The organism is Nocardia coffeae (assembly GCF_019890715.1).
Taxonomy (GTDB): domain Bacteria; phylum Actinomycetota; class Actinomycetes; order Mycobacteriales; family Mycobacteriaceae; genus Nocardia; species Nocardia jiangxiensis.
In genome coordinates this window covers 129,367-153,372 of the sequence record NZ_JAINZY010000010.1, presented here as the reverse complement: position 1 = coordinate 153,372, position 24,006 = coordinate 129,367, and the positions used below count along the sequence as shown (strand labels likewise).

The 24,006-nt window shown below is 68.0% G+C and carries 22 protein-coding genes; 12 read left to right on the top strand and 10 right to left on the bottom strand.

Annotated features, from left to right (window positions below; translation table 11 throughout):
• Nucleotides 1–11 precede the first annotated feature (11 nt).
• Entirely contained in the window at nucleotides 12–668 is a 657-nt protein-coding gene (locus K7711_RS31180; RefSeq protein ID WP_222973580.1) for an Rpn family recombination-promoting nuclease/putative transposase, read from the top strand.
• 21 nt (nucleotides 669–689) lie between these two features.
• Here the strand turns inward: K7711_RS31180 and K7711_RS31175 are convergent, their stop codons facing one another.
• A complete protein-coding gene (locus K7711_RS31175) occupies nucleotides 690–1,244 on the bottom strand; it encodes a VOC family protein (protein WP_235748071.1) in 555 nt (184 codons plus the stop codon).
• 200 nt (nucleotides 1,245–1,444) lie between these two features.
• Here K7711_RS31175 and K7711_RS31170 point away from each other — a divergent pair, with 200 nt between their 5' ends.
• A complete protein-coding gene (locus K7711_RS31170; RefSeq protein WP_222973578.1) occupies nucleotides 1,445–1,876 on the top strand; it encodes a hypothetical protein in 432 nt (143 codons plus the stop codon).
• A gap of 40 nt (nucleotides 1,877–1,916) precedes the next feature.
• On the opposite strand, the gene K7711_RS31165 is transcribed toward K7711_RS31170, so the two are convergent.
• Entirely contained in the window at nucleotides 1,917–3,416 is a 1,500-nt protein-coding gene (locus K7711_RS31165) for an MFS transporter (RefSeq protein ID WP_222973576.1), read from the bottom strand.
• Between the two features lie 264 nt (nucleotides 3,417–3,680).
• On the opposite strand from K7711_RS31165, the gene K7711_RS31160 reads away from it, so the two are divergent.
• From K7711_RS31160 to K7711_RS31140, 5 genes are read left to right on the top strand one after another with little or no spacing between them, the layout of a single operon-like run.
• A complete protein-coding gene (locus K7711_RS31160; RefSeq protein WP_222973574.1) occupies nucleotides 3,681–5,159 on the top strand; it encodes an aldehyde dehydrogenase family protein in 1,479 nt (492 codons plus the stop codon).
• Nucleotides 5,160–5,184: 25 nt separating this feature from the next.
• Nucleotides 5,185–7,152, top strand: a complete 1,968-nt coding sequence (locus tag K7711_RS31155) for an ABC transporter permease (protein WP_222973572.1) — start codon at nucleotides 5,185–5,187, stop codon at nucleotides 7,150–7,152.
• Complete coding sequence (locus K7711_RS31150; protein WP_222973570.1) at nucleotides 7,149–7,958, top strand: ABC transporter ATP-binding protein; 810 nt, start codon at nucleotides 7,149–7,151, stop codon at nucleotides 7,956–7,958. The genes K7711_RS31155 and K7711_RS31150 overlap by 4 nt, the downstream gene beginning before the upstream one ends.
• Nucleotides 7,955–8,677: an ABC transporter ATP-binding protein gene (locus K7711_RS31145; protein WP_222973569.1), complete on the top strand. Its 723-nt coding sequence runs from the start codon at nucleotides 7,955–7,957 to the stop codon at nucleotides 8,675–8,677. The genes K7711_RS31150 and K7711_RS31145 overlap by 4 nt, the downstream gene beginning before the upstream one ends.
• 46 nt (nucleotides 8,678–8,723) lie before the next feature.
• Nucleotides 8,724–9,500, top strand: a complete 777-nt coding sequence (locus K7711_RS31140; protein ID WP_308015034.1) for an enoyl-CoA hydratase — start codon at nucleotides 8,724–8,726, stop codon at nucleotides 9,498–9,500.
• Nucleotides 9,501–9,503: 3 nt separating this feature from the next.
• Here K7711_RS31140 and K7711_RS31135 read toward each other — a convergent pair whose 3' ends face one another.
• On the bottom strand, nucleotides 9,504–10,667 hold the full coding sequence (locus K7711_RS31135; RefSeq protein WP_222973562.1) for a thiolase family protein: 1,164 nt from the start codon (nucleotides 10,665–10,667) through the stop codon (nucleotides 9,504–9,506).
• Nucleotides 10,668–10,904: 237 nt separating this feature from the next.
• Here K7711_RS31135 and hsaA point away from each other — a divergent pair, with 237 nt between their 5' ends.
• On the top strand, nucleotides 10,905–12,065 hold the full coding sequence (gene hsaA / locus K7711_RS31130) for a 3-hydroxy-9,10-secoandrosta-1,3,5(10)-triene-9,17-dione monooxygenase oxygenase subunit (RefSeq protein ID WP_222973561.1): 1,161 nt from the start codon (nucleotides 10,905–10,907) through the stop codon (nucleotides 12,063–12,065).
• An 18-nt stretch (nucleotides 12,066–12,083) separates the two neighbouring features.
• Here the strand turns inward: hsaA and K7711_RS31125 are convergent, their stop codons facing one another.
• On the bottom strand, nucleotides 12,084–12,983 hold the full coding sequence (locus K7711_RS31125) for an IclR family transcriptional regulator (RefSeq protein WP_235748070.1): 900 nt from the start codon (nucleotides 12,981–12,983) through the stop codon (nucleotides 12,084–12,086).
• 244 nt (nucleotides 12,984–13,227) lie between these two features.
• Between K7711_RS31125 and K7711_RS31120 the strand changes: the two genes are divergently transcribed.
• Complete coding sequence (locus K7711_RS31120) at nucleotides 13,228–14,778, top strand: class I adenylate-forming enzyme family protein (protein WP_222973560.1); 1,551 nt, start codon at nucleotides 13,228–13,230, stop codon at nucleotides 14,776–14,778.
• Nucleotides 14,779–14,877: 99 nt separating this feature from the next.
• Nucleotides 14,878–15,672 carry a class II aldolase/adducin family protein gene (locus tag K7711_RS31115; RefSeq protein ID WP_235748069.1) on the top strand — a complete coding sequence of 265 codons (795 nt, stop codon included), beginning with the start codon at nucleotides 14,878–14,880 and terminating at the stop codon, nucleotides 15,670–15,672.
• Nucleotides 15,673–15,696: 24 nt separating this feature from the next.
• On the opposite strand, the gene K7711_RS31110 is transcribed toward K7711_RS31115, so the two are convergent.
• The 4 genes from K7711_RS31110 to K7711_RS31095 form a co-directional block, all read right to left on the bottom strand.
• Entirely contained in the window at nucleotides 15,697–16,551 is an 855-nt protein-coding gene (locus K7711_RS31110) for an SDR family NAD(P)-dependent oxidoreductase (protein ID WP_235748068.1), read from the bottom strand.
• Between the two features lie 137 nt (nucleotides 16,552–16,688).
• Nucleotides 16,689–17,732, bottom strand: a complete 1,044-nt coding sequence (locus K7711_RS31105) for a zinc-dependent alcohol dehydrogenase (protein WP_222974082.1) — start codon at nucleotides 17,730–17,732, stop codon at nucleotides 16,689–16,691.
• 130 nt (nucleotides 17,733–17,862) lie between these two features.
• The gene (locus tag K7711_RS31100; RefSeq protein ID WP_222973559.1) at nucleotides 17,863–18,681 is read right to left on the bottom strand and encodes an SDR family NAD(P)-dependent oxidoreductase; all 819 of its coding nucleotides are present in this window, start codon (nucleotides 18,679–18,681) and stop codon (nucleotides 17,863–17,865) included.
• A 54-nt stretch (nucleotides 18,682–18,735) separates the two neighbouring features.
• Nucleotides 18,736–19,488 (bottom strand): SDR family NAD(P)-dependent oxidoreductase, encoded by a 753-nt coding sequence (locus K7711_RS31095; protein ID WP_222973558.1) that lies wholly within the window; start codon nucleotides 19,486–19,488, stop codon nucleotides 18,736–18,738.
• 268 nt (nucleotides 19,489–19,756) lie between these two features.
• On the opposite strand from K7711_RS31095, the gene K7711_RS31090 reads away from it, so the two are divergent.
• Entirely contained in the window at nucleotides 19,757–21,295 is a 1,539-nt protein-coding gene (locus tag K7711_RS31090) for a Re/Si-specific NAD(P)(+) transhydrogenase subunit alpha (RefSeq protein ID WP_222973557.1), read from the top strand.
• 7 nt (nucleotides 21,296–21,302) lie between these two features.
• Nucleotides 21,303–22,703, top strand: coding sequence for a Re/Si-specific NAD(P)(+) transhydrogenase subunit beta (gene pntB, locus K7711_RS31085; RefSeq protein WP_222973551.1), 1,401 nt, complete (start codon nucleotides 21,303–21,305; stop codon nucleotides 22,701–22,703).
• Nucleotides 22,704–22,776: 73 nt separating this feature from the next.
• Here the strand turns inward: pntB and K7711_RS31080 are convergent, their stop codons facing one another.
• Together K7711_RS31080 and K7711_RS31075 are read right to left on the bottom strand one after the other, a co-directional pair.
• Nucleotides 22,777–23,304: a hypothetical protein gene (locus tag K7711_RS31080; RefSeq protein WP_222973530.1), complete on the bottom strand. Its 528-nt coding sequence runs from the start codon at nucleotides 23,302–23,304 to the stop codon at nucleotides 22,777–22,779.
• 13 nt (nucleotides 23,305–23,317) lie between these two features.
• Nucleotides 23,318–23,866 (bottom strand): hypothetical protein, encoded by a 549-nt coding sequence (locus K7711_RS31075; protein WP_222973529.1) that lies wholly within the window; start codon nucleotides 23,864–23,866, stop codon nucleotides 23,318–23,320.
• Nucleotides 23,867–24,006 lie beyond the last annotated feature (140 nt).

Sequence of the window (24,006 nt, the reverse complement as noted above, 5' to 3'; positions counted from 1 at the left end):
TGATCGCGAATGTGGCGAAGTCCTTTTCCTGCCACCATCGGGTGAGCGCCCTCCCCTTCCGCAGCCGCGTCAAAGGACGCCCCGGTTACATCTACTGCCTGCTGGAACACCAATCCGGTCCGGACCGGTTCATGGCGTTCCGGATGCTCGAGTACACCGTCCGAATCTGGAGCAAATACCTCGCCGACAATCACAAAGCGCACGAACTCGACCCCGGCAACGTACCGAGGACCACAACGCTGCCGGTGGTGATCCCGGTCGTGCTGCACGTCAACGGCGAGGGCGCTACTTGGTCGGCGACCGCGCCGACCGAACTGGCCGACCTGTACGACATCGACTCGGCGACGCGGGCGGCACTCGGTCCGCATCCGGCGCGGCTGGAGTTCTTCCTGGATGACGTCGCGGCCCAGGACGTGGGCCAGATCCGGGCTCGCGCGGTCCCCTCAGCGGAAGCAATCGTGACCACCGCAGATCGTATGGAAGCCAGGGGCGAAGCGCGTGGAAAAGCGACGGGGCGTATGGAACTTCTGCTCGACCAGATGACCGCGAAGTTCGGGGTCCTACCGACCGCCGTGATCGAGCGAGTTCGGTCCGCCGCCCCGACGCAGATCGACACGTGGGCGACACGGATCCTGACCGCCTCCACCCTCGAAGAGCTCCTCGCCTGAGCCCTCGGGTCCGAACGCCGGTCAGTCGCGTCCGGCGTTCGAGGCGATCTCGAGCTGGGTGAAGCCGTCCGCGCTCGCCTCGTCGAGTTCCATCACCTCTACGAAGTGGCCGAGTTCGGCGCGCAGATCGAGGTAGCCGAAGCGGATTCCGCCGCTGCGGCCGTACTGGGCCCAGCTCTTGCCTGCGGCGGTGACGACAGCGTCGACCTCGTCGAAATCGTCCACCACGAAACCCAGGTGGTGCAGGGTCGCCGGGACGCCGGGACGCACTGCTGCGCGATAGAGGTCGACTGCGCCGCCGACCGGGCGGATGATCTCTACATTCGTCGGCCCGGCATTGACCAGGGCTACGTCGATCGTCCACTCCTGTGCCGGTTTTCCGTCCACCACGACGAAACTCGCGCCGGGCTCGCCACCGGCCGACGGCGGCAGACCGCCGCCCAGCTCGGAACGGTAGTGCTTGACGCAGGTCACCGTGCCGAGGGTGGCTTCGAGATATGCGGCGGCGGCGTCGATATCGTCGGTGACGTAGCCGAGTTGCATGAAATTGCGCAACAGATCGCTGAGGGTTCGCATCGAACATCCTTTTCCGTCCGGGTGGCGACGCGGCCGATTGCCCTCGTCCGCCGGAGAACCCGGTGCCCGCCGCCAACCATCCATCGACCGGACCTCCGCGTCCACCGGCCATCCCGTTCTGCGGAAAGCGCGGTGGCCGTGCGTTTGCCGCGATGGGACCATTCGCCTCTACCAGCGGCCCGACCCGGAGGACAGCAGCCGTGACCACGTTCTCGAAGCAGGAATCCGTTGCCAACAAACTGATCACGATGCGCAAGTCGATCGGGCAACTCGAATCGCTGGGACCGGTGAACGGCGTTCGCCTGGAGAGCATTCCGCAGATCGGATTGGTCGCCGAACGAATCCTCACGCTCCTGCACGACCTGGCATTCGAGATCAACACACAGACCGCCGCCGCTTTCCTGAGCGATTCCCCGCACACCGCCACGGCCGCCTTCCGCGCGGCCACGAAGGCCGGGGTCATCGACGCGGCGCTGACCGCCCGGTTCACATCGGCAGACGAACCGCATCACACCCGATTCCAGCTGTGCCTGGACATCGACCCCGCCGACGCGGCGAAGATCGCATGCGACGGATTGTCCGCGTACGGCCAGTACACCGAACAGGTCTCCTGCTGGATCGCCCAGGGATGAACGGGGACCGGCCGCCCCAAGCAGCCGGCCCCCTGCTCGGTCAGTGCGCGACCACCGAAGCCGTCCCCTCGACCTCACCCGCATCGGACACCACGATCTGCTGGATCCGGCGCGGCAACGCCAGCGCCAGCACCGCCCCGATCAACCCGGCCGCCGCACCGATCAGGAACGCAACCTGGAATCCCCTCTCCGTGTACAGGATCGCGCCGTGCGAACCGCCCGGCAGCTGGGCGATGAACGAGTTGTTCAGCACCGCGAACGCGATCACCGGCAGGGCCGCGGACATCACGCTCTGCGCGACGTTGACCACGCTCGCCGTACTGGCCTGCAACTGCGGCGGAACGGCCTCGATGAGCAGGTTGGGCGTGGCTCCGTAGGCGAATCCGGTTCCCGTGCCTGCCATCGCGCTGAAGACCAACAGCAGCACCCGATCGTGGTGGTCGACCGCGACCAGGGCGTAGGCGGCGGCCAGCAGCAACGCTCCGAGCAGCAGTAGCGGACGTGGGCGGACCCTGCGGCCCATCAGCATGCCGACGACCGCGCCGCCGACCACCACCATCAACCCGAACGGCGTCTGGTAGAGGGCGTATCCCTTTGCGCTGACACCGAATCCGTAACCGAGACCCAGCACCGCGGGTGTCATGATCATCATCGGCAGCAGCAGAGCCAGCGTCGTGGCGCATCCGTAACAGCACGCCGAGGACAGGGTGATCAACAGGATCGGCCGGCGGCGCAGCACGCGCAGTTCCAGCAGCGGCTCGCGAATCATTCCCGCCGACACGACCCACGCGATGATCAGCACGAGTCCCCCGAGCAGGTACACCAGGGTCGAGGTCGCGGACCAGCCCCAGCTCGGTCCGAGGCTCAACGCGATGAATACGCCGCCGATCCCGGCCCCGAGCAGCACCGCGCCGAGTACGTCGATCCGGGAGCGCACCCGCACACTCGACTCGTCGGTGCTGATCGCGATCATGGCGCCGAATATGACGGACCCGGCGGCGAGCGCCCAGAAGATGCCACGGAATCCGGACTTGTCGATCAACCATCCGGCGAAGAACGGCGAGGGCACCGCGATCAGGCCAAGCCCGCTGGTGGCTATGCTGACCGCGAGGCCGATCGTCTTGGGCGGGAACACATCCCGGATCAGCGAGTACCCCAGGAACACACAGGGCGCGATGAATCCCGCGAGCGCCCGGCCCACCAGCATCATCGCGAAATTGGCGGCGATCGCGCACAGCAGCGAACCCACCGCGGAGACGGCTATGCAGCCGAGCATCACCTTGCGCTTGCCGTACAGATCGCCGAGTTTGCCCAGCAGTGGACTGGATACCGCGCCTACCAGCAGGAATACGGTCAACAGCCAAGCGCCCTGCGCGGTGTGGAAGTGCGCGGAGATCGACGGCAGTGACATCGAGATCATCAGATAGCTGAGGGTGAGCATCTCGAGCAGCAGCACGATGGATGCGAGGGAGAAGATCAGCCGCGGCGTCCAGGATTGTTCCGCGGGCGACGAGGTGACGGAAGGCGTATCAGGGCTCATGATCGAGTCTTTCGGGACAGAGCACGGTGACCTCGCGCGATGCGCCGGGCAGTCGAGCCGTGCCTAGGAGAGGAACCGCATCACCGCCACCCGGCGAGATGAATGCGTAACCGGAATAACAAGCTATCTGTGTCCCAGACCACAAACCGCCATCCCATCCAGTGGAAATTCGGGACGTTCACGTCGGCGAGCGAGTATTCAGGATACTTAACGTGGGATTGCCGGGCGTGCGGCACCACGACGCGCTCGGCATCAGGAGGGCATATGACCGCGGCCTATTCGTTCTCTGCACAGCTCTACATAGATGGACGTCGCACCGACGGTGAGTCCGACACTCGCCTGGTCGTCCGCAATCCCGCGACCGAGGAGACCATCGCCGAAGTCCCGCAATCCACTCCGGCGGACGTCCGGCGCGCCATCGCCGCCGCCCGCACGGCATTCGACGAGGGCCCCTGGCCCCGGATGCGGCCCGCCGACCGAGCCGCGGTCCTGCTGCGCATGGCCGACGAGATCGAGCGCCGACTCCCGGGACTGATCGATCTGAACATCGCCGAGGCGGGCTCGGTGCGCGGCCTCGCCGAGACGCTGCAGACGCGAGTTCCGTTGGCGCACTTGCGAGATATGGCCGAGCGGGTCATGCCGACGTTCCGCTGGGAGCGTCCGATGGATCCCACCATCGCCCCCGGCGCGGGCATCGGCCAGGGTGTGCTGCGGCGCGAACCGTACGGCGTCTGCGCCCTGATCGCCGCCTACAACTTCCCGTTCTTCCTGAGCATGATGAAGGTGATTCCGGCACTCGCGTCCGGATGCACCGCGGTGCTCAAACCCGCCCCGGCCACTCCGCTGGAGTCCCTGCTGCTCGCCGACTTCGCCGAGGCCGCGGATCTGCCGCCGGGTGTGCTCAACATCGTCACCGGTGACATCGAGGCGGGCCGCGAGCTGACCACGAATCCCATGGTCGACCTGGTCAGCTTCACCGGATCCGACACCGTGGGCCGGATGGTCTACAGCCAGGCCGCCGATTCGATCAAGAAGGTCGTACTCGAACTCGGCGGCAAATCGGTGAACATCGTGCGTGCCGACGCCGATCTGGACGGCGCGGTGCGCGCCGCGTTCATGGGGATGACCGCGCACGCCGGACAGGGCTGCTCGCTGCTGACCCGCACGATCGTGCACGAGTCTCGGCACGACGAATTCGTCGAGCGGCTGCGCGCCGCGCTGGGCCGGGTCCGGGTCGGCGATCCGGCGCACGAGGACACCACCATGGGCCCGCTCATCACCGAGGCACAGCGGAACAAGGTGGAGGCGCTGATCCGTCGCGGCGAGGCGGAGGGGGCCGAAATCGTCTGTGGCGGAGGGCGTCCCGCGGGGCTGGACCGCGGCTGGTTCGTGGAGCCGACCCTGTTCACCGGCGTCGACAACGCGATGGCCATCGCTCAGGAGGAGTTCTTCGGCCCGGTCGGCGTGGTCATCGGATGCCGGACCGATGCGGAGGCGGTGCGGATCGCCAACGACAGTCCGTACGGGCTGGCGGGCGCGGTCTGGAGTGCGGACACCGCGACGGCCTATTCGATGGCGTGCGAGATCCGCACCGGCGGCGTCTCGATCAACAGCAGCAGCGGCGGGGTGAATCCGCGCATCGCGTTCGGCGGATACAAACGCAGCGGCGTGGGCCGCGAATGGGGCGAGTTCGGGCTCGACGAATTCCTGCAGACCAAGAGCATCAGCTGGGCCGCTCGCTGAGCCCGCGAGCTGTGAGGAGCCACCGTTGCTGTCCTATGTCCTGGCCGGGCTCGCACTCGGTTCGATCTACGCCATCGCCGCCGCGTCACTGGTGGTCACCTACGTCTCGGCGGGCGTATTCAACTTCGCGTTCGGCGCGCTCGCCTATGCGGTGGCGCGCTTCTACTACTTCCTGCACGTCCAGCACGGCTGGGCGATCCTGCCCGCCGCGGTGGTCGCGATCGGCGTGTTCGGTCCGGTACTGGGCGCAGCGCTGTACGCACTGTTGTTCCGGCACTTGCGATTACGCTCATCGCTGATCAAGATCGTCGCGACGATCGGGTTGTCGGTGGCGCTGCCGCCGCTGGTCGATCTGATCTTCGGACAGCTGTCGAATGCGACCGCACCGGGACTCGCGCCGCAACCGGTGCGTACCTTCCGGGTGCTCGGCGGCGTGGTGAACCTCGATCAGCTGATCACCTATCTCGCGCTGATCCTCGTACTGGCCGTCGGGACGATCGTGTTGCGGTACACCGACATCGGGTTGCGAGTGCGCGCCCTGGTCGATTCCGAGGCGCTCACCGCGATGTCGGGCGTCAGCCCGACCCGGGTGTCGCTCGGAGTGTGGGCGGGCAGCACTCTGCTGGCCGGACTGGCCGGTGTGCTGGTCGCCCCGACCTCGGGGCTCACGGTGGACGGGATGACCTCGCTGATGGCGGCCGCATTCGCCGCGGTGGTGGCCGCGCGGCTGCGCAACCTTCCGGCCGCCGTCGCGACGGCGGTGGTCATGGGCGTCGCAACCACGGTCGTCCAGCGTTTCGTCGCCCCGCAGAGCGCACTGTCCGCGCAACTCGTGCCGAGCATCCCGTTCCTGTTCATGCTCGTGGCCCTGCTGTACTACGCGGTGCGCGGACAAGCGGGCGACACCGCGACCGGCGGAGCCCTGGATCGCGCCGTACATATCGCCGCGACCGGACCGCCGGGAGCAAATGTACTGCGCGGCAAGGGAATCAGATGGTCCTCTGCACTCGGCCCGGCCGTAGCGCTGATCGTGGTCGCCACGCTGCCGCTGGTGCTCGAGCTGTTCTGGGGCGGCGTGGTGGCCGGTGGGATCGCGCTGGCGATCGCACTGCTGTCGTACACGATGGTCACCGGCGAAGGCGGCATGATCTGGTTGTGCCAGACCACATTCGCCGGTCTGGGCGCGGTGCTTGCGGCCGAACTGGCCACCGACGCCGGATGGTCACCGCTACTCGCTGTGCTGGTGGCGGCGATCATCGTCACGCCGGTGGGCGTCGTGATCGGCATTCTGACCATCCGCCTGGGCAATCTCTACGTCGCCCTGGTGACCCTCACCTTCGGCCTGCTTGTACAGAACCTCGTATTCCTACGGGACCACATCTACAACTCCGGGCAGGGCGTGGTCCTGCTCCGACCCGAATGGGCCACGGACAACCGGGTTTTCGCGCTGTTCGCCCTCGCGGTATTCCTCGTCCTCGGCGTGATCGTGCTGAATCTGCGGCGCTCCACCGCGGGCCTGGCGGTCACGGCGGTGCGGGCGAGCGAGAGCGGCGCGCGCACCATGGGATTGAGCATCGTCCCGGTGAAGGTCCTGGTCTCGGCGCTGGCAACCTTCATCGCGGCCATCGGCGGCGGCTTGCTTGCGCTGAACTATCAAGCCGCGCTGCCGGATTCGTTCAACCCGTTCACCGGACTGGTCTGGCTTGCGGTACTGGTCACCATCGGCTCGCGCTCGATCACCGGAGCGCTGGTCGCGGGCGTGGCATACGGCCTGTTGCCCAGCGTCTTCCAGACCTACCTGCCCTCGACCTGGGCGCAGGTCCCGGTCATCCTGTTCGGCCTCGGCGCGGTCATGCTCGCCCGCAATCCCGACGGACTCGCAGCCATGCACGCACGCCAATTGCGGGCAGTGCGCGCACGGTTCGGCCGACCCGATGCGGCCCCGACATCGGCGGACACGGACGCACCTGCGATGGCGGGAGAGCACGCATGACGACGACAACGCCGCCTCGCCTCGAAGCACGCGGCGTCACAGTGCGATTCGGCGGGCTTGTGGCGTTGAACGACATCGATCTGGCTGTTCCGGCGGCGGGCATCGTCGGGCTGGTCGGGCCCAACGGCGCGGGGAAGAGCACTCTGTTCGCCGTGTTGTCGGGGCTACTGCGGCCGCATTCGGGGGCGGTGTTCCTGGACGGGCAGGAGGTGACCCGGACCAGTCCGCAGGCCAGGGCGCGGCGCGGACTTGCTCGCACGTTCCAGCACCCGGAGCTGTTCTCCGGCTTGACGATCCGTGATCACGTGGTGCTCGCCGATCGGCTCCGGCACGCGCGGGGGCGGATCTGGACCGATCTGCTGACCGCGGGCGGGTTCCGCTCCCCGGCCGCGGCGGAGAACCGGCGGGTCGAGGAGATCCTCGAGCTGTTGCATCTGAGCGACCAGGCACATCAGCCCGTCGCGGGATTGCCGCTGGGCACCGCCCGGCTGCTCGAGGTCGGCCGGGCGCTGGCCCTCGAGCCGAGCGTCCTGCTACTGGACGAACCATCCTCCGGGCTCGACACTCGCGAAACCGAGGAACTGGCAACGGTTTTCACCGACATCTCGCGGGAGCGCGGAGTGTCGCTGCTACTGGTCGAGCACGACGTGGAACTGGTCCTGGGGCTGAGCGACACGGTGCACGTCATCGATTTCGGCGTCGAGATCAGCGTGGGCGACCCGGCGCACATCCGCGCGGATCCCGCAGTGCGCGCCGCCTATCTCGGCGCGGAACCCGACGCCGATGCCGAGAGGACCACATCATGACCAGCACAACCGATCTGCTGAAGGTCCGTGAACTCAGCGTGCAGTACGGCCCGGCCGTGGCGCTGCGGGACGTGTCCTTCGACCTTCCGCCGAACAGCGCGCTGGCCGTGCTGGGCCCGAACGGAGCCGGTAAGAGCACGCTGGCGCGCACGTTGTCCGGGCTGGTGCCGCCGGTCGGCGGCAGTATCGAACTGGACGGACGGGATATCGCGGGACGCTCGCCGGAGTACATCCGCCGGACCGGACTGGTGCATCTGCCCGAGGGGCGAGGCGTGTTCGCGGGTCTGACCGTTCTGGAGAACCTGCGCATGGCGACCATGGGCGATCGCCGACGGCGCGCCGAGGCTCTGGACCGTGCGCTGCAGATCTTTCCGGTGCTGGGTGAGCGGTCCGGGCAGGTGGCGGGCACGCTGTCCGGCGGCGAACAACAGATGCTCTCGCTCGCCAGGGCGCTGATAGTGGATCCGCGGCTGGTGATCGCCGACGAGATGTCGCTGGGCCTGGCGCCGAAGATGGTGGACGTCGTATTCGAGAGTCTGGAGCGGGCCCGCGCGGCGGGCATCGCGGTGCTGATGATCGAACAATTCGCCACGCGCGCACTGGATTTCGCCGATCAGTGCCTGATCCTGCAGCGCGGCCGGGTCGCCTGGACCGGCCCCGCCGCCGATGCGGGCAGCGAACTGCTGCACCGCTATCTCGGCGATACCACCGCAGCGTGAACCACAGCCGATTTCCGCACACCGCAAGCACATCAGGAGGCCGACCGTGACCACACCGCCACACCTGCTCGTCGAACGCACCGACGCCGTCGCACGACTGACGTTCAACCGGGCCGATCGCCTCAACGCGCTCACCGCCGAACTGCTGAACGAAACCGCCGCGGCCGTAGAGGATTTCGGCGCTGATCCGGAGGTCCGGGTTCTGGTGCTGACCGGCGCGGGCCGGGCCTTCAGCTCGGGCGCGGACCTGTCCAGGTCCGCCGTGGCAGGTCCGCAGGGCGTCACCATCGATGCGGCCAACCGGCTGATCCGCGCATTACGCGCAGCCCCGCAGCCGGTGATCGCGGCGATCAACGGCCCCGCCGTCGGAGTGGGATGCTCGATCGCCCTGGCCGCCGACCTGACCGTCGCTCGCGAATCCGCCTACCTTCTACTGGCTTTCACCCGCGTCGGCCTGATGCCCGACGGCGGAGCCACCGCCCTGTTGCCCGCGCTGATCGGGCCCGCCCGCGCCGCACGCATGGCCATGCTCGCCGAACGCATACCCGCGACACAGGCCGCCGAGTGGGGCCTACTCTCCCACGTCGTGCCGGACGCCGACTTCGACACCGAAACAGGCTCGCTCACAACACAATTGGCAGCAGGCCCGACAGCCGCCTATACCCGCATCAAACGTGCTTTCAACAAGACGGCCCTGACTCATCTCGAATCAGCCCTGCAACTCGAACGCGAAGGCCAAGCCGAGTTGTTCGAGACCGCCGACGTCCAGGAGGGCATCGCCGCGTTCGCGGCCAAACGCCCACCACAGTTCCTCGGCCGCTGAAGATCACACTGTCAGGACCATCGCCGACCCCATACCGCCGCCCGCGCACATGGCCGCCACGGCCGTGCCACCGCCGCGACGACGCAGTTCGTGCGCGAGGGTGGCGATCATGCGAGTGCCGGTGGTCGCGACCGGATGTCCGAGACTGCATCCGCTGCCGAACGGATTCACCCGTTCGGGGTCCAGGCCCAGTTCGCGGACCGCAGCCACGGTCACCGATGCGAACGCCTCGTTGATCTCGAACAGGTCGACCTGCGCGAGGTCGAGTCCGGCGCGGTCGAGGGCCTTTCGGATCGCGGCCACCGGGGCCAGTCCGGTGCGCACGGGATCCACGCCGACGCTCGCCCACGCGCGCACGGTAGCCAGCGGGGTCAGTCCGTATTCCTCGGCGACCGCGCTGCTGGCGACCGTCACCGCGGCGGCTGCGTCGTTCACACCGCTGGAGTTGCCCGCGGTGATCGAGAACCCGTCGATCTCGGGATGCAGGACCTTCAGCGACGCCATTTTCTCTTCGCTGGTATCGCGTCGCGGATGCTCGTCGGTATCGAATACCGCTGTCCCGCCGCCGATCTCGACGGGCACGATCTCGTCGGCGAATTGCCCGGCGTCGATGGCGCGCACGGCGCGCTGATGCGATCGCACCGCCCAGGCATCCATCTCCGCACGGGAGATGTCGGCCAGCCAAGCGGTATTCCAGCCGACGAGTATCGACATGTCGTTGTGCGGCGCGTCGGGTGTCGACACGTGCGAGGGCGAGGACCACGGATCCTGCCACTCCTGCGTGCCGGGAATCCGCCATCGCGACATCGGCGCGGTCGAGGACGAGTGTGTGCCGCCCGCGATCACCGCACGATCCATCCCGGCGCGGATACTCGACGCGGCGGTGGCGACGCTGGCCAGCCCGGACGCGCAGTGCCGGTTGTGCGCGAGCCCGGGAACGTCGGTCAGCCCGGCCTCGAGCGCCGCATAACGCGCGATGACCCCGCCACCGGCGAGGGTTTCCCCCAGGACGACATCGTCGATGATCTCCGCCGGAAGCCCACTGCGCCGGGCGGCCTCGCCGACGACGCGGGTGGCCAGGTCGAAGGCGCTGGTGTCGCGCAGGGCGCCCTTGCGCGCAGTGCCGATCGCGGTGCGGCAGGCGGAGAGGATCACGGCATCAATCATGAATTCGTTATACTCTTATATTGCGCTCAGCGACAGAGTCGAACACTCCCGACGGCCGCGACCGCACGGAAAGCCAACTGGCAGATAGGCATTGAACAGCTCTTTCGCCGTCACGCGAGCAGATCTCCCACAGGCGCTGATACTTGACAGCTATGACAAACAGCGCATCCTCAAATAGGCAGGATCCGACCCGGCGACCGATTTGGATATCCGTTCGGCAGACAGGACGATGAGCGCATGGACAGTGAGATCGCCGAGGCGGTGCGCAACCTGCGGCCGATGCTGGCCGAACGGTCGGCCGCGGTCGATGCCGACGGCGTGATCCCGGACGAGAGCATCGCCGCGCTGGTCGAATCCGGCCTGTTCCGCATGCTGCGCCCGCGGTGGTCCGGCGGCCTGGAATCGGATCCGGTGGATTTCTACGACGCCGTGCGCACGGTGTCGGCAGCGTGCGGTTCCACCGGCTGGCTGGCCAGCATCCTGGGCGTGAGTCCCTGGCACGTCGCACTGTTCGACGAGCGGGCCCAGCGCGAGATCTGGGCCGCGGACCCGGATGCGCTGATCTGCTCCGCCTATGCCCCGGTCGGACGATTCGTCGCGGTGGAGGGCGGATTCGAGCTGACCGGGCAGTGGCGCATCGCCACCGGCAGCGCACATGCCTCCTGGGGATTGATGGGCGGAGCCCTGGTAGCCGAGAACGGTCAGCCGATGGATCTGGCCACCGCACTGGTTCCGCTGTCGGAATGTCGCGTGACCGGCACCTGGGACGCGGTGGGCCTGCGCGGCACCGGCAGCCGGGGGCTCCAGGCCGACCGGGTCTTCGTGCCGAGCTATCGCACCCTGCGGAATTACGACGTCGTCCTGCGGCACGCACCGGGCCAGAAGCTCAACACCGGTCCGCTCTACCGCATGCCGTACGGGGCGATGTACAGCACGTCCGTGAGCGCGCCGATCATCGGCATGGCGGAGGGCTGCCTGGACGCGTTCGTCGCACGGGTGCGCGGCGACAGTCGCCTCAGCTTCGGCAGCGGCGGCCCCGAAACCGCACAGCAGGTCGCGGTCGGCCGGGCGGCCTCGGAAATCGACGCCGCAGTCCTCCAGATGCACCGGAACCTGCGCGAACTGCACGACTGCGCCCGCCGCCGGGTCGAGATCCCCATGCAGCTGCGCCTGCGCACCCGCCGCGATCAGGCGGTCGGCACCGAACGCGCGGTGACCTCGGTGGACTCGATCTTCGCCGCGGCGGGCGGGATGGGGCTGCGCCGGGGGAATCCGATCGAACGGGCCTGGCGCGACGCCCACACCGGCCGCATCCACCTGTCCAACGACGTCAGCGCGGCACTGGAGCTGTACGGCCAAGGGGCACTGGGCCTTCCGGTCGACGACATGCTGGTCTGACCGAAAGGCCCGTGCGGCCTAGAACCACTCGCCGCGCTCCCCCATGGCGACCAGACGTCCCAGCGCCTCGTTCGCCGAGACGCCGCGCGCCGCGCCGACGGGAAGTACCGACTCGTGCCGCAGCCGATGCTGCTGCCGCGAACCGCCGCTCATCTTCTCCGAAATAGCGTGCACCGTATTGACCATCAGCGGCGCGAGCCGCTCCAGTGGCGCCTGCGCGTCACCGACCAGGGAGACTCCGGCGATCGGCCCGTCCGGCCCGCGCACCGCCATACCCGCGCAGGCGATGTTCGGGAAACATTCGCCGCGTTCGAAGGCCAGCCCGTGCCGGTTGCGAATGCGGTTGAGCTCCATGTGCAGTACGCCGAGCGCGTCGATACTGCGCGTCGTCCGCTTGTGCAGTCCGTGCTGCAATCGCGAATCGACCTGCTCGGCCGGCAGCCAGGCCAGGATCGACTTGCCCGCCGCGGTACACCACGCGGGTGCGTGCCCGCCGACCACCGATGGCACGCTCGAGGCGGCCCGGCCGCCGAACTTGTCCACGTAGACCACATCGGTCCCGTCGAGTACGGCCAGGTGAACCACCATATCCGTGCGCATCGCCAGCGCGTGCAGCAGCGGGAAGGCAACGGACCGCAGGGCGGTGTGCCCCTCCTCCCGGCCGCCCAGCCCGAGGGCCCGATCGCCCAGGCAGTAGACCCGGCCGTGCCGACCCAACCACGCCAGTTTGACCAGCCGTTCCAGGATTCGATGGCTCGTGGAGCGCGGTAACCCGGTGCGGCCCGCGATCTCCTCGAGCGTGAGACGCGTGTGCACATCCCCGAACGACTCCATGATCAGGGTCATACGATCGACCACCGAGGGGGGCAGCGTGCCGCGATCCCGCACACCGGTATCGCCATTGAGTACCGAGGTCATGCCACGGCCTCCTAACTTCGGAGACTGTCGCCTCCGAATTCCGGAGACTGAAACTTCACGAGTGATTCTAGCCACAGCCTAGCCAGGCGCAACGCTCTGGGCCAATATTTGTTATACCGATTTTCGCTGTGTCAGCACATTGCGGCTGTATCTACGCAACCAACCCGACTATAGGTACACTCTTCTATGTCCGAATTATCGGCACCTCGACTTGACAAGGACACTGGGACCTGATTCCGGAACCATGACAGATTCGCTTCTCTTCCAAGACCATTGGTCACGAACCGTCGCCGCCCACGGGGCCGCACCGTTCCTGATCTTCCACGACCCCAGCGGCACGACGCGGTACACCTACGCCGAGTTCGACGACATCGTCGCCCGGACCGCGGGCACCTTGTCCGCGGGCGGAGTGCGGCCTGGCTCGGCCGTCCACGTCGCGTTGCGCAATTGCCCCGCGTTCGTGGCGATCTGGCTCGCCGTCGCCCGGCTCGGCGCGTGGTTCGTCCCGGTCGACCCGGCCTCGGCCCCGCGCGATATCGCCAACCAGACCCGGCGCACGACGCCGGCGCTGGGCGTGTGCGCCCTCGCGCGCCAGGCCGAATATGTCGCTGGTACAGGGGATTCGGTCCCGGCAGTCATCGCATTGGCGGAGAACGCCGACGATCTCGCTCCCGGCGGAGCTCTGGTGACCGGTGCACCGATCACGACCGCGCAGGCCGATCTGTCGCCCGCCGATCGTCTGGCGGTCATGTTCACCTCGGGGACGACCTCGGAGCCCAAAGGCGTCGTGCTCACCCAGCAGAACTACGCGACGGTGGCGCAGACCATGGCCGAGGCCGTCGGCCTGACAGCACAGCACCGCTGGCTGGTGACCCTGCCACTGTTCCACGCCAACGCCCAGTACTACTGTTTCGCCCCGGCGATCACGGTCGGCGCGAGTGTCGCACTGACACATACGTTCTCGGCATCGCGCTGGGTTCAGCAGGCACACGACCTGGAGGTCACCCACGCCAGCCTGTTCGCCGCGCCGATCCGGATGATCCTGGCCCGCACCCCGGAACAGGCGCCGCCGCTGCATCTGTCGCACGTGTGGTTCGCGCAGAGTCTCGGGCGCGAACACTACGAGCGCTTCGCCGAACTCATCGGCCGCCGCCCTCGTCAGCTGTACGGGATGACCGAAACCGTCGCCGCGGTCACCGGCGATACCAGTGATCCGTTGCGGCACGACGTGATCGGATCGGCACTCGGCGGTCGCCGCATCGCCGTGGTCGACCCGCAGACCGGTCACCCCCGCGACCCCGGCGAGCCGGGCATGCTGCTGGTCCACGGCTCCCGCGGCGCGGACCTGTTCGCCGAATATCTCGACGCGCCGGAGGTGAACGTTCGCAGCTTCACCGACCTGGCCGACGGGACCAGTTGGTTCCGGACCGGAGATCTGGTCGCGGCGAACCCGGCGACCGGAGCGCTGCGCTTCGTCGGCCGCGCCGACGACGTCATCAAGGTCGCGGGTGAGAATGTCAGCCTGACCGAGGTCGAGGCGGTGATCTGCCAGGCGCCCGGGGTTCTCGAAGCCGTCGTCCTCGCACAGCCCGACCCGATCCGGGATCAGGTCCCGGTCGCCTACGTGGTCGCCCGGGATCCGGCCGCGCCACCCGATTCCGCGCAGCTCACCGACTGGGCGATGGGCAATCTGCCGCCCGCGGCTCGGCCGCGCGAGTGGCACGTGGTGGACTCCATCCCCCGCACCAGCGTCGGCAAGATCCGGCGATTCCAGGTCGCGGAGCGCAGATCCTGACCGAAGTCGTTCCGGCACAGGGCTTTCGCCTCGAAGCACCCGGACCGGCGACCACACCGCATTCGACGCACCGATTCGCACGAACGAAGGAGACTCGACATGGCCACCGAGACGGTATACGACAGCTTCCGGATGGAAGCCGGATCGGTCGCCGAGACCGGGCCGCGGACCGAAACCGAGCAGCGGATCCGCCGCGATCTGGCGGCGGCGTACCAGCTCTGCGCCAGGTTCGGCTGGGACGATCTGATCTATACGCACATCTCCGCGCGAATCCCGGGTCCGGAGCACCATTTCCTGGTCAATCCGTTGGGTCTGGCCTTCGACGAGATCACCGCATCGAATCTGATAAAGATCGATCTGGACGGGAATGTGGTCGGTGAGAACCGGCACGGGTATCAGCCCAACGCGGCCGGGTTCGTGATCCACGGCGGCATCCACTCGGTCCGCGAGGACGCGGGATGCATCATGCATCTGCACACCGAGGCGCAGATGGCGCTGTCCTGCCTCGAGGAGGGGTTGCTGCCGTTGACCCAGCACGCCATGCGATTCCACGATCGCATCGGCTACCACGATTACGAGGGCATTGCGCTCACCACCGACGAGCGGCGACGTTTCATCGCCGATCTCGGCGACAACGCCGCACTCGTGCTGCGCAATCACGGATCGCTGACGGTCGGGCGCGATGTGGCGCAGGCGTTCGTCGAGATGTACTACCTGGAGAAATCGGCGAAGACGCAATTGCTCGCGCGGGCCACCGGCCGGCCGCTGCGGCTCCCGCCGCGGGAGGTCGTCGAGTTGACCGCCCAGCAGTGGACGGCGTCGTTCTCCGCAGGTCTGGAATGGCCCTCGCTGCTGCGCACCCTGGACCGGACCGGTTCGACCTATCGGGACTGATCCGGCCGGAGCACGCACAGCGTTCTACAAGCCGAGTCCGGCAAGTAATTTCTCGCTCTCGATCCACAACCGGGCCGCGGCGGCATCGTCCTGCGCGCAGGGAGCCGGTGTTTCCTCGGCCTCGTTGTGAAAGTACCGCCCGCCCGCGCGGCCGCCCTCGTCCGAGGTGGCCAGCCATACCAGCGTGCGCGCCGGTTCGTCGGGCGAGACGGTATCGGCCGCGGCCATGTGCGCCTGCATTCCCGCATTCCCGTGCGCGGCGAAATTGCTGGCCACCACGCCGGGGTGCATCGCCTGCGCGACGATTCCGGCCGCCTGCTCACGACGGGCCAGCTCGCGGGTGAACAGGATGTTGGCGAGTTTGGCCCGCGCGTAGGCCATGGTGGTGTCGAAATCGTTCAGGCTCTGCAGATCATCCCAGTCCAATTCGGTGCTGATCCGATGAGCGCTGGAGGACACCGCGATCACCCGGGCCGCACGCGCGCGCAGCAGCGGCAGCAACTCCCGGGTCAGCAGAACGGGCGCGAGGTGGTTGGCCGCGAACGTCGCCTCGGTCCCCTCCGCGGTGACGATCCGCCGGTCGCGGACACCACCGGCATTGTTGATCAGCACATCCACCCGCGCGGTGTGCGCGGCGATCTCCCCCGCCACCCGCCGAACCTCCGACATGAGCGTGAAGTCGCCGCGCAGCATGGTGAACGTGCCGCCGTCGCGAGCGGCCGCGCCGAGCTGTTCGGTGGCCTCGGCACAGCGTCCCGGATCACGGCCGACGCCGATCACCTGCCAGCCGAGTGCGGTGAGCCGCCCGGCGGTGGACCGGCCGATCCCGGAGCTGGCACCGGTGACAACCGCGACGGGAAGATTCGAATCGATGGGCAAGATGTTGTCTCCCAAATACTTTCAGCACGACCTCGGGCATCGCGCACAGTGACGAAGCAGCTTAATGATACGCTTCAGTAGCTATTTTTGACACACTTCACTCGCCGCCGAGGCGCTCCCACCGCGACCGGGCCTGGTCAGTCGAAGGTGACGACCACTTTCTCGGCCGCCCCGGGAGTCAGCGTGAGTTCGAACGCGTGCGCCACCTCCGAGAACGGCACCCGGTGACTGATCAGTTTCGCGAAACGCTCCGCATGTTCGGCGATCTCGGGCGTCACCTCGAAGATCTCGGTCGGATACCCCTGCGAGGCGATGATGACCATCTCACTGCGCAGCATCGCGCCGATATCGATCGGCTCGGGCTGCTTGTGCATGGCGACCACGACGAGCTTGGCGCCCCACTTACCGGTGCGCAGCGCGGTGTTCACCACGACGGTCGCGCCCGCGGCATCGATGTAGACGTCCGTGTCGGGACGCGTCTGCCCGAGCGCGTTGCGCCCCGCACCGTGCAGTTCCAGCAGTCGCGCCGGAACGTCCTCGGCCGAGGAGTCGATGACCGCGTCGGCCCCGACCGCCAGCGCGGTCTCGAGCCGCGAGGCGATCACATCGGCCACCACCACATGCGCCACACCGCGCAACTTCAGCCAGATCACCGCGCCCAGACCGATCGGACCCGCGCCGAACACCACCACCTTGTCGCCTGGCCCGGCCTCGGATCGGTTCACGCAGTGCCGCGCGACGGCCATCGGCTCGTTCAGCGCGGCCACCTCGAAGGGCACCGAATCGGGAAGTACCGCAACACTTCTGCCGACGACCGCATTCTCGATCAGCAGGTATTCGCCCATCCCGCCGAGCGCACCGCCGCAGCCGATGATGCCCGAGGGCGCGGCCTGCGGATTGACCACCACGTGATCCCCGGCCTTCAACTCGGCCACCTCGGCCCCGACCTCGACGACCTCACCGGCCGGTTCGTGGCCCAGCGGCAGCGAACGCAGCGCGCCGCCGCCGAGTGGATCGCCGAGTGCGTCGATGGGCGTGCCGCCCATGTGCAGGAAGGTCACATCGGTGCCGCAGATTCCGCAGGCCCGGATCTTCACCAGGGCGTCGTTCGGGCCGGGGACGGGACGTTCCGCCTCGGCGACCCGGATCGCGTCCACGCCGCCGGTCTGCACGAGCTTCATCGAGGACATCTGCTGCCTGCTTTCTCGGTCGATGGATTCACCACTTCCTACGATTCCCCCTCCGACGTGCGACGACGAGGGGGCATGGTCCCGAACCGATGGTGTAGCGGGCTACACCATCGCCGCCGATTCACACCAGTGCGACGCCACCATCGACCTGCAACACCTGGCCGGTGACGAAAGCGGCCTGTTCCGAGGCGAGATAGACCGCGGCAGCGCCGATCTCGTCGGAGTACGCCTGCTGGCGGGGCAGTGCCGTGGGCCGCCCGATCGTGTGGAGTTGATCGGGCCGCTCACGCAGCGCCCTGCTGAACAGGCCGGACTCGGGATGGTACCGGCTGCCCGCACTGAACTCCTCCTGCGGATCCCGGGGCCGGGTGCCGTAGGGCGCGACGGCGTTCACCGTGATGCCCGTCTTCCCCAGCTCCAGCGCCAGCACCCGCGTGAAGGAGTGCACCGCGCCCTTCGCCGCGGAATACACCGCCAGCTGGGGGTCGCCGATGATCGCCGCCATCGAGCCGATGTTGACGATGCTCCCACTACCCTGCTCGAGCATGTGCGGCAGGACCGCGTGCGTGCACAGCAGTGTGCTCAGCACGGTCATGTCCAGGTCGGCGCGCCACTGCGCGGGCGTCGTGGAGACGAACGGCCCGAAATCGCCACTGCCGCCGACGTTGTTCACCAGCACGTCGATCCGGCCGAACCGGGCCAGCACCGCTTCGACCAGACCGCCGACCCGATCCTCGACGGTGACGTCGGCGGCGTGCCAGAGCGCGTCGGCCGCACCCTGTTCACGCGCACGTTCGGCCACTCGTAGGCCCGCCTGTTCGTCCCGGCCGACCACGACGATCCGCGCCCCCTCTTCAGCGAACGCGAGCGCGATACCGCGCCCGATATTGGCCGTCGCACCCGTGACGACCACGACCTTGCCGGCCAGTCCGGTATCCATCGATTGCCCTCTCGCCCTGCGTGATTCGAAATCTCACGTGCCGTCTCGATGCGGCTACATCAACGAATATCCACCGTCGACCGTGATCGTGGCACCGGTGACGTACGCCGCCCCCGGCCCCGCCAGAAACAGGTAGACGCCCGGCAGATCCGCGGATCGGCCCCAGCGGCCCAGCGCGGTGTGCCCGACGATGTCGTTCTCCCGCTCCGCATCACGATGCCAGTGCGCACCCATACCGGTGTCGAACCAGCCGAGCGCGACGGCGTTGACGGTGATCGCCCGCGGCCCCAGCTCCTGTGCGAGGGCCTGGACGAGCGCGTGACCGCCGCTCTTGGACGCCGCGTACGCGGCCAGCCCGGCGCGCGGACGACTCCCGATCACCGAGCCGGTCACGATGATCCGCCCGCCCTCCCCCATCACCGCGGCCGCCGCGCGCGCACCGAGGAAGGCCCCGGTCAGATTGACGTCGACGATATCCCGCCACACCTGCGGATCGGTCCGCTCGACCGTCGAAACCTGTGGTGAGACACCGGCATTGGCGATCCAGACGTCGACGCCGCCGAAGCGTTCGACCATCCGCTCGGTGACCGATTCGTTGAATCCCTCGGCGCGCACGTCCCCCGGGCACTCCAGCGGTTCACCGTTCAGCGAGCCGGCCACCTCGTGCAACGCCTCGGCCGACCGCGCCACCAATCCCAGCTGCGCACCGGCGGCATCGAATGCCGAGGCCAGGATGCGCCCCAGTCCGCGGCCCGCACCGGTGATGACCACTCGCCGACCGGCCAGGCCGGTATTTCCGATATCCATATCCACACTCCGCACACATTCGATCCCCAGACCGGTCGGTACATCACAGCGAAGCTAGCACAAAGTTCCCGTTGATTGTACCGACCGATTGTTCTAAAATTGGATCCCGATCAAGAGATACGTGACCCGATCGCGGCCGGATGGATTCGCCCGCAGCAGTGCGTGATCGCCACGCACACGCCCCGGCAACGGCGCCGGCCAGCGTCCCCGACGATGTGGTGCTGGGGGCGAATCCGGGCCGCGTGATGCCAACGCGAAGGAAGGCCAGATGAGGATCGGAGTCGTCACCGAATCGGTGGCCGAGGAAACGCGGGTCGCCGCAACCCCTGCCACGGTGGGGCAGCTGGTGAAACTGGGGTACGACGTCGCGGTCGAATCCGGCGCGGGCACGCGATCGGGTTTCTCCGACGAGGCGTATGCCGACCGCGGCGCGGCGGTCGTGCGGACCGAGGAAGCCTGGGACTGCGATGTCGTCCTGAAGGTCCTGGCCCCGGCCGAGCACGAGATCCCCCTGCTACACCATCAGGCCGTGCTCGCCGGATTGCTCGGTACCGCACAGCAACCCGAGCTGCTGGACACCCTGGCCGCCCGATGCGTGACCGCCCTGGCCATGGACGCCGTCCCCCGCATCTCCCGGGCGCAATCGCTGGACGTGCTGTCCTCGATGGCGAATATCGCGGGCTATCGCGCGGTGATCGAGGCCGCGCACGAGTTCGGGCGTTTGTTCACCGGCCAGGTCACCGCCGCGGGCAAGGTGCCGCCCGCGAAGGTCCTGGTCGCCGGTGCGGGTGTGGCCGGCCTGGCCGCCATCGGAGCCGCGAGCCGGTTGGGCGCGATCGTGCGGGCCACCGACCCGCGGCCCGAGGTCGCCGAACAGGTCGCGTCGGTCGGCGGAACCTATCTTCCGGTCGAGGTCGAGGAGCGGATGGACTCCGCCGACGGATACGCGAAGGCCACCAGCGAAGCGTACGACCGGCGTGCGGCCGAAATATATGCCGAGCAGTTGCGCGAGGTGGACATCGTCATCACCACGGCCCTCATCCCCGGCCGCGCCGCGCCCCGGCTGATCACCGCCGCCGATGTCGCCGCGATGCACCCGGGCAGCATCGTGGTGGACATGGCCGCGGCCCAGGGCGGCAACGTCGAGGGTTCGGTGGCCGGGGAGAAGATCGTGACCGCCGAGGGCGTGACGATCATCGGCTATACCGATCTTGCCGGTCGGCTGCCGGCACAGGCCTCACAGCTGTACGGAACCAATCTGGTCAATCTGATGAAGCTGCTGACCCCGGGCCAGGACGGCCGGTTGACGCTCGATCTCGATGATCCCGTACAACGCGGTATCACCGTCACCCATCACGGCGAAAAGCTCTGGCCGCCACCGCCGGTGGAGGTTTCGGCGGCTCCGCGTACCACACCCGGGACGATCGCGGTGACACCTGAGCCGGAGCGGACATCCCGATTCGGCACGCGGAGCAAGTACGCCCTCGGTGTGCTCGGAGTGCTCGTACTGTTCGCCGCCGTCGCGACCGCACCCAGCCCGCTTCCACAGCACATCACCGTGCTCACCCTCGCGATCGTGATCGGCTACTACGTGATCGGCAAGGTGCATCATGCGCTGCACACACCGCTCATGTCGGTCACCAACGCGATCAGCGGCATCGTCGTGGTCGGCGCGATGCTGCAACTGTCCGCCGGCGACACGGCCGTGCGGATCCTGGCCTTCGTCGCCGTACTCGTGACAACCATCAACGTCTTCGGCGGATTCGCCGTGACCCGACGCATGCTCGGCATGTTCTCGAAGGACTGATCGGCCTATGACCATATCCGGCGCGGCCACCGCCGCGTACATCATCGCCGCCCTGCTGTTCATCGCGAGTCTCGCGGGCCTGTCCCGGCACGAGACAGCCCGTCGCGGAACGACGTTCGGCATCACGGGCATGACCATCGCGCTCGCGGCCACCCTCGTGCTGATCGTGCACGCATCCGGGCTGCTCGCCGTCGCGCTGTTCGTCGTCGCCGTGGCGCTCGGCGCGCTCACCGGACTGACCCGGGCCGCGCGCGTCGAGATGACCGGCATGCCGCAGCTCATCGCGTTGCTGCACAGCTTCGTCGGGCTCGGTGCGGTGCTTGTCGGCTGGAACGGGTACCTCGCGTCCGGCGATATTCCCGGCAATCTGGTGCGGATCCACGACGCGGAGGTGTTCATCGGCGTTTTCATCGGCGCGGTCACCGTCACCGGGTCGCTCGTGGCCTTCCTCAAGCTGTCCGCGCGGATCGGATCCGCGCCACTGATGTTGCCAGGCAAGAACATTCTGAATCTCGGTGCGCTGGTGGTGTTCGTCGCGTTGACCGCGTGGTTCGTGGTCTCGCCGAATATCGGGCTGTTGATCGCGGTGACGGTTCTCGCGCTCGCGCTGGGCTGGCATCTGGTCGCCTCGATCGGCGGCGGGGACATGCCCGTGGTCGTCTCGATGCTCAACAGCTATTCCGGTTGGGCCGCAGCAGCTTCGGGGTTCCTGCTGAACAACGATCTGCTGATCGTCACCGGCGCACTGGTCGGCTCCTCGGGCGCGTACCTGTCCTACATCATGTGCACCGCGATGAACCGCTCGTTCCTGTCCGTGATCGCCGGAGGATTCGGCATCCAGGCAAGTACCGGCACCGATGCCGAGTACGGCGAATACCACGAGACCAGTGCCACCGAGACCGCCGAACTGCTCGACGGTGCCAGTTCGGTGGTCATCGTGCCCGGCTACGGCATGGCCGTCGCCCAAGCCCAGTACCCGGTCGCCGAACTCGTCGGGGCACTGCGCGGGCGCGGGGTACGGGTGCGATTCGGCATCCACCCGGTCGCCGGACGCCTGCCCGGCCACATGAACGTGCTCCTGGCCGAGGCGAAAGTCCCGTACGACATCGTGTTGGAGATGGACGAGATCAACGACGACTTCACCGACACCACAGTCGTTCTCGTCATCGGCGCGAACGACACCGTGAACCCCGCCGCCCAGGAACCCGGCAGCCCGATCGCCGGAATGCCGGTACTGCGGGTATGGGAATCCGAGAACGTCATCGTGTTCAAACGCTCCATGGCCGCCGGATACGCGGGCCTGCAGAACCCGCTGTTCTTCCGCGACAACACCCGAATGCTCTTCGGCGACGCCAAGGACCGCGTCCAGGACATCGTCCGCGCCCTGGACCGCGAAACAGTCCACTGACACCACCCGACACGACGAAGCCCCGCCCGGATGAGAAAGACGGGCGGGGCTCGTCGCGCAACGACTGTCGTGATCAGCCGTTGGCGGGCGCCGGGGCCGGGGCGGGCGCACCGCCACCGGCCGCGGACTTGGCCTGCAGCGAGTTGAACGTGGTCACACCGGAGTAGATCCCGGCCGGGACGGCCAGCGCCGCACCGCCCAGCACCGCGCCCAGACCACCGACCGCGGCACTGCCCACCAGGCAGCCGGCGGCGGCGGCCGGGATGCTGAGTGTCCCGGCGGTCGGAATCGCCATCAGCGTTCCGCCGGTGATCGCACCCAGCGGGCAACCGACCGCCACGCCGATCACCGTGCCGGCGGCGACACCGGGCCCAGTCGCGATACCTGCCGCGGTGTTGGCGGCCTCCCACGCCGCGTGCAGGTTGGAGTTGAAGTCGCCCGGCTGCTGCGCGGGAGCCTGATCGACCGGCTGCGCGGGCGTAACCGTCTTTGCCGCAACCTGTTCCGCGGCCGGGCCGGAGGCGCTCGCGGTGCCGGTCGCGGTCGCCACCGCAACCGCGGCCATGGCCGACAGGGCAGCCATCTGAGTCTTCTTGTTCATCGATCGCTCGTTTCTACGATTGGGGCGCCGGTACGGGCGCGGCGACCAGGCCGTTGGAGTGCAGTTCGCTGTACGCCTGCGGCCAGGCCGCGGCCACGGCCGGAAGACCCGTCACCGCACCACCGATAGCGCCGCCGAAGAAGCCGAAGGTGCCCGCGCCGATGATGCAGCCACCGACCGCGCCGAGCGGGGTCAGGGTGCCCGCGGACACGAGCATGGTGAGCGACCCACCGGTCACCGCGCCGACGCCACAACCGACCGCTGCTCCGGTGACCGCGCCGACAGTACGCCCGACATTGCTGTCGTTGCCGTACGCGCCCGCAAGCATGGTGAATGCCTTGTTGTATTCGGCAGCCGGATCCACCGGCGCGGCGGGAGCCGCAGGCTGCGCCGAATTCGGCTGGGCCGCAGGCTGTTCGGCGGATGCGGGTGATGCGCCCACCGTGGCAGCGGCCACCGCCGCCGCAGCGACGGCCGTCGCGAGCGCACCGGCCCGCGCGATACCGGTCACCGGACCGGAACTCGATTCTCCGCGGACCGCCGCGGACGTTCTGATGTGCATAGAGCCACCCCTCATCGGGTTTCCAAAGGATCGACCCGAAGTGTGACCACCCACACATTGCTTCATCGACCGTTTCCCACTGACCGGAAAACAGACGGGGGACGAGATCCTCCCCGCAGGCCGCGTCTCGCTCAGCGGCA